A 5,083-nucleotide genomic window follows, 5' to 3' on the forward strand; every position below is an offset into this window, starting at 1 on the left:
GTCGTGAAGAGCGCGATCGAGCAGCCGCTGCCGGCCGCGCTGCGCCCGGGGCGCAAGGAGCTCACCGGCCGGTCGTGGTCGGCGTACGGCCGGATCCGCCGGGTCGAGATCAGCGTGAACGACGGCCCCTGGCGTGACGCACGGCTCGGTGATCGCAACGATCCCCAGGCCTGGCGTCAGTGGTCGGTCCCGTGGGTGGCCATGCCGGGCGATCACGTCGTCCGCGTCCGCGCCACGGACGAGCACGGCAACGGGCAACCGGACACGGTGCCCTTCAACGAGCAGGGCTACCTCTTCGGCGCCGTGGTGGACCACCCGGTCACTGTTGCCTGACGACGACCGGGTGGAAGGGCCTGCCGCGGCAGCCACCGGTTGATGCGCCGGGCCGGTGCCGGCCGTCAGCGGCGAGTGACCTGGACAACGGTCGGCCGAGGCCCCGCGAAGTCGCCCTCCGGTGCCGTGCCGCCGGGAGCCACGTAGTCGGGGAAGCGGGACTGGGGTGCGTCCCAGGTCCCATCCTCGCCCGGATGCTGCACGGCCACGAACACCGACCCGTCGCGGTCGTGGATCACCGGGCCACACGTCTCGGCGCCTGAGGGGACCGCGAGGAACTGCTGGACCCGGCCCCGCTCCGGTCCGGCAACGGGAACCTTGTAGAGCCCGTCGCTGTGGGCGAGCGCGCTCGGCTGGCCGTCGGTCGAGATCCAGAGGTTGCCCACGCTGTCGAATGCCAGGTTGTCGGGGCAGGCGATGGGGGAGACCGGACCGGTGTAGCCGCCGAAGTAGGTGCCGGCCGTGGCGGGATCCCCGCAGATGAGGATCAGGTTCCACGAGAACGTCGCCGCGGTGTGGTCGCCCCGGGTGGGTGCGATCTCGACGACGTGACCTTCCTTGTTCGCCGGACGCGGGTTGGGTTCGGTCGGGCCCTCCTTGCCGGCTTTGCCGCGGTCGGTGTTGTTGGTGCAGGCGACGTAGACGCGGCCGTTGTGCACGTTGGGCTGCACGTCCTCGGGCCGGTCCATCTTGGTGGGCTGCACCGTGTCAGCGGCGAGGCGGGTGAACACCAGGACCTCCTCGAGGCTGAAGCCCGGCACCATCGACCGTCCGTTTCGGGTCAGCGGGATCCACTCACCGGCCCCGTCGCTGACGCCGTCCTCGAGGCCATCGCCACTGAACCTGGCGACCGACAGGTCGCCCTCGCTGAGCAACGACAAGTTGTGCCGCCGGTCGCGGGCGGTGCCGCCGCGGCGGTACTTGTTGCGGGACACGAACCGGTAGACGTAGTCGAAGCGCTCGTCGTCACCCATGTAGGCGACGACGTGGCCGCTCGGGTTGACCGTGACATTGGCACCCTCGTGCTTGAAGCGACCCATGGCGGTGTGCTTGACCGGCGCAGAGCTCGGGTCGTGCGGGTCGATCTCGACGATCCACCCGAACCGGTTCGGCTCGTTGGCGTAGTCCGGGTTGGTGGCGTCCCACCTCGGGTCGACCGAGCGCCAGTTGCGGGCGTCCTGGGTGGGACCGAGGCCGTAACGCTTTTCGCGCGGGTCGACCCCGCTGGCGAGGAAGTACTGGTTGAAGTTCTCCTCGCCCGACAGGATCGTGCCCCACGGGGTGGTGCCACCTGCGCAGTTGTTCATGGTGCCCCGGACCCGACGGCCCGAGGCGTCCGCCGCCGTCTTGAGCAGGTCCGAGCCGGCCGCGGGGCCGTCGACGCGGAACACGGTGTCGAGGGTGATGCGGCGGTTGAGGGGGGCACCCTTGACGTAGCGCCAGGTGTCTCCCCGGTGCCGGCGCTCCAGCTCGACGACGGACAGGCCGTGTGCGGACCATGCCGTGCGGATCACCAGCCCGGGATCGGTGCCGGGCGGGAACATGATGTTCTCGTTGGTGTACTCGTGGTTGCAGACCAGGAGCGCACGTGTGCCCAGCCGGTTGGTCTCGATGATGTCGAGGTAGTCGTTGTTGTAGCCGAACTGCCCCGCCTGGGCCTCCGGCGACTGGTTCCCCGCGTCGAAGGTGGGCGCCCCGTTCAGGATCGGGTCGCCCCAGCGGATGATCGGCTCCCAACCGTAGCCATGGGGCACGGTCACGTCGTCCACGGTGACCGCAACCGGCGCGATCGCGGTGAACGGCAGCCCGTGGCCGTCGACCGTGCTGTCCTGCTTGCCGCTGGCGGCGGCAGGTGCGGTGCTGGATCCCAGGGCGCCGAGGGCAGTCCCGGCCACGCCGGCACCGAGCAGGGCGCGGCGGCTCAGGGCACCGGTCGCCACGTCCCGGAAGTACGTCGTCTCGGTCGTGTTGGGGGGCGCGACCGAGCAGGCGTCACCACACCGGAGGTGGCAGGTGATCGGGCTCCGGTTGCCGTGCGTCCTGCCGGCCATCGGGAGCAAGCGGTGAGTGAGGCCGGGGGCCGTGTCGTTCATGGTGCATCTCCTGCTCTTGGTCTGGGCGTCCGACGCGACGCTGGCCCATCCCGGCGTGCGGCAGGCAGCGACAGGATTGACAGCAGGTGAACGAGTGGCCCGAGTCAGGTGCCCGATGACGCGGGCCCGTCACGGGCGCCGGCGGGAAAGGAGCCAAGTCGGCACGGTCGTGCCGTGCGAGCGTCACCTGCCGGTTGCCCGCGGGTCATCTGCGGCTGCATGACTCGGAGGACCCACCCACTTCTCGGAGGTTCCCATGAGCGCCCTGCCGTCCCCGCGTGATCCACTCTCTCGCCGGGGCTTCCTCGCCCTCTCCGGCCTGACCGGGGCGGCCGCCGCGGCGGCGTACGGCTTCTCGACGGCCCCCGCCTGGGCCACCCCACGCTTCCCGACCGACCCGTTCACCCTCGGGGTTGCCTCCGGCGACCCCACCCCTGATGGCGTCGTGCTGTGGACCCGGCTCGCTCCCGAACCCCTCGCACCCGACGGCCTCGGCGGGATGCCGGCCCGCACGGTGGAGGTGCTGTGGCAGGTCGCCACTGACCCGGAGATGCGCGACGTGGTCAAGGCCGGCGCCGAGACGGCGACCCCTGAGCTCGCGCATTCGGTGCACCCCGAGGTGCGCGGGCTGCTCCCGGGTCGCGACTACTGGTACCGGTTCCGGGTCGGTGCGGAGACCAGTCCGGTCGGCCACACCCGTACGGCCCCCGCGCCCGGGACCGCCCGGAACGTCACCTTCGCGCTCGCCTCCTGTCAGTCGCTGCCCGGCAACGGGCGGTACGCCGCCTACCGGACCATGCGCGAGGAGGACCTCGACCTCGTCGTCCACGTCGGCGACTACACCTACGAGCGACGCGACGACGAGAGCCTTGCCTCGTTCCGCACCAACCACGCGCGCCACAAGCTCTCGCCGGATCTGCGGGCCGCCCATGCGGCGTTCCCGTTCGTGGTCACCTTCGACGACCACGAGATCGAGAACAACTGGGCCGCCAACATCTCCCAGCCGGACAACGAGCCCTCCAACGAGCCCGGCCGCTTCCTGCAGCTGAGGGCCAACGCGTTCCAGGCCTACTACGAGCACCTGCCGTTGCGACTGCCGCAGCGACCCCATGGCCCCGACATGACCCTCCACCGACGCGTCGACTACGGGGCGCTGGCCACCTTCCACGTGCTCGACACGCGCCAGTACCGCTCGGACCAGCTCACCGAGGCATTCCCGGGTGGGCCCCAGGACCCGCGGGTGCTCGACCCGAGCCGGACCCTCATGGGCGACCAGCAGGAGAGGTGGCTCTTCGACGGCCTCTCCGGTTCGTCGGCGCGCTGGAACCTCGTGGCACAGCAGACGATCATGGCCGAGGTCGACTACGACGGCGGCCCCGGGCTCTCGGTCAACCACGACCAGTGGGACGGGTACGCCGTCTCCAGGAACCGATTCCTGTCATTCGTGGAGAGGCGCCGACCTGCCAACCCCGTCGTCCTCACCGGCGACTGGCACTCGGCGTGGGTCAACGACCTGCGGCTCGATTTCTCACGTCCGGAGACCGAGGTGCTTGCCACCGAGCTGGTCGGCACCTCGATCAGCTCTGGCTGCGGCTGGGCCGCCGCGGTCAAGGCGGCCCGCCCCAACAACCCGCACGTGAAGTACCTCAATCCGGACCTCCGCGGCTACACCCGCGTGACGGCCGAGCCCGACCTGCTGCGGGCCGACTACCGCGTCGTCCCCTCCGCGTCGGACACCCTGGCGCCGGCGGTGACCGACAGCAGCTGGATCGTCGAATCCGGACGTCCCGGTGCCACACCTCTGTGACCAGAGCATCCGTCTCGGGTCACTCCACTCGGAGGTCGTCGTCGACGGAACGGTCGAGCCCAGCGACGACCGGGGGCACCCGGGCACCTCGTGTCGCGACCTTGTGCCCGTGGCATCACGGAGGGTTGGGCGAGCGGTCACTGTCCGTTCGCCTCGACGCGGCAGCCTCACCGGCGCGCCGGCCACGCGGCCGCGCCACACGTGACTGAAGGAGAAGAGATGATGCCTCGCACCGCGCGCGCCCTCGGCGCCGTCCTCGCCGCCCTGGTGGGGATGATTGCCGTCTCAGGGCTCGCGACCCCCGCCGCCGCGACTGAGCCGGCGGTCGACGTCGTTGCTCACCGTGGCTCGTCCGGCGCCGCTCCGGAGAACACCCTGGCGGCGGTCCGACTGGCCATCGCACAGAAGGCCGACGTCGTCGAGAACGACATCCAGCGCACCAGGGACGGGGAGCTGGTCATCATGCACGACACCACGCTCGCCCGGACGACCGACGTCGAGCAGGTCTTCCCCGACCGCGCTCCCTGGGCCGTTGGTGACTTCACCCTCGCCGAGATCAGGCAACTCGACGCGGGTGCGTGGTTCGCGCCGGAGTTCGCCGGGGAGCGGGTGCCGACACTGGCCGAGTGGGTCAACGCGGTCGGACAGCAGGCGGGGATGCTGCTGGAGCCGAAGGCTCCCGAGCTCTACCCGGGCATCGAGGCCGACCTCGACAAGGAACTGCGGTCGCTGCCGGCGTTCAACCGCGCCCTGAAAGCCGACCGTGTCGTCGTGCAGGGCTTCAACCACGCCTGGCTCAGGGCCTACAAGGACCGTGCGCCCGACGTACCGGTCGGGCTCCTCTACGGCA

The 5,083-nt window shown here is 70.8% G+C and carries 3 protein-coding genes and 1 pseudogene; 3 read left to right on the plus strand and 1 reads right to left on the minus strand.

Annotated elements, in window-relative coordinates:
• Nucleotides 1-333, plus strand: a pseudogene (locus VFN12_RS05345) (hypothetical protein); the annotation flags it as partial.
• A 65-nt stretch (nt 334-398) separates the two neighbouring features.
• Here VFN12_RS05345 and VFN12_RS05350 read toward each other — a convergent pair.
• Entirely contained in the window at nt 399-2,426 is a 2,028-nt protein-coding gene (locus tag VFN12_RS05350; RefSeq protein ID WP_325117568.1) for a PhoX family phosphatase, read from the minus strand.
• A gap of 256 nt (nt 2,427-2,682) precedes the next feature.
• Between VFN12_RS05350 and VFN12_RS05355 the strand changes: the two genes are divergently transcribed.
• Nucleotides 2,683-4,233, plus strand: coding sequence for an alkaline phosphatase D family protein (locus VFN12_RS05355; RefSeq protein ID WP_325117569.1), 1,551 nt, complete (start codon nt 2,683-2,685; stop codon nt 4,231-4,233).
• A 222-nt stretch (nt 4,234-4,455) separates the two neighbouring features.
• Nucleotides 4,456-5,083, plus strand: a 628-nt coding sequence (locus VFN12_RS05360; protein ID WP_325117570.1) for a glycerophosphodiester phosphodiesterase family protein, incomplete at its 3' end; no start/stop codon positions are given.

Origin of the sequence: Nocardioides sp. (assembly GCF_035703625.1) — a bacterium.
Classification (GTDB): Bacteria; Actinomycetota; Actinomycetes; order Propionibacteriales; family Nocardioidaceae; genus Nocardioides.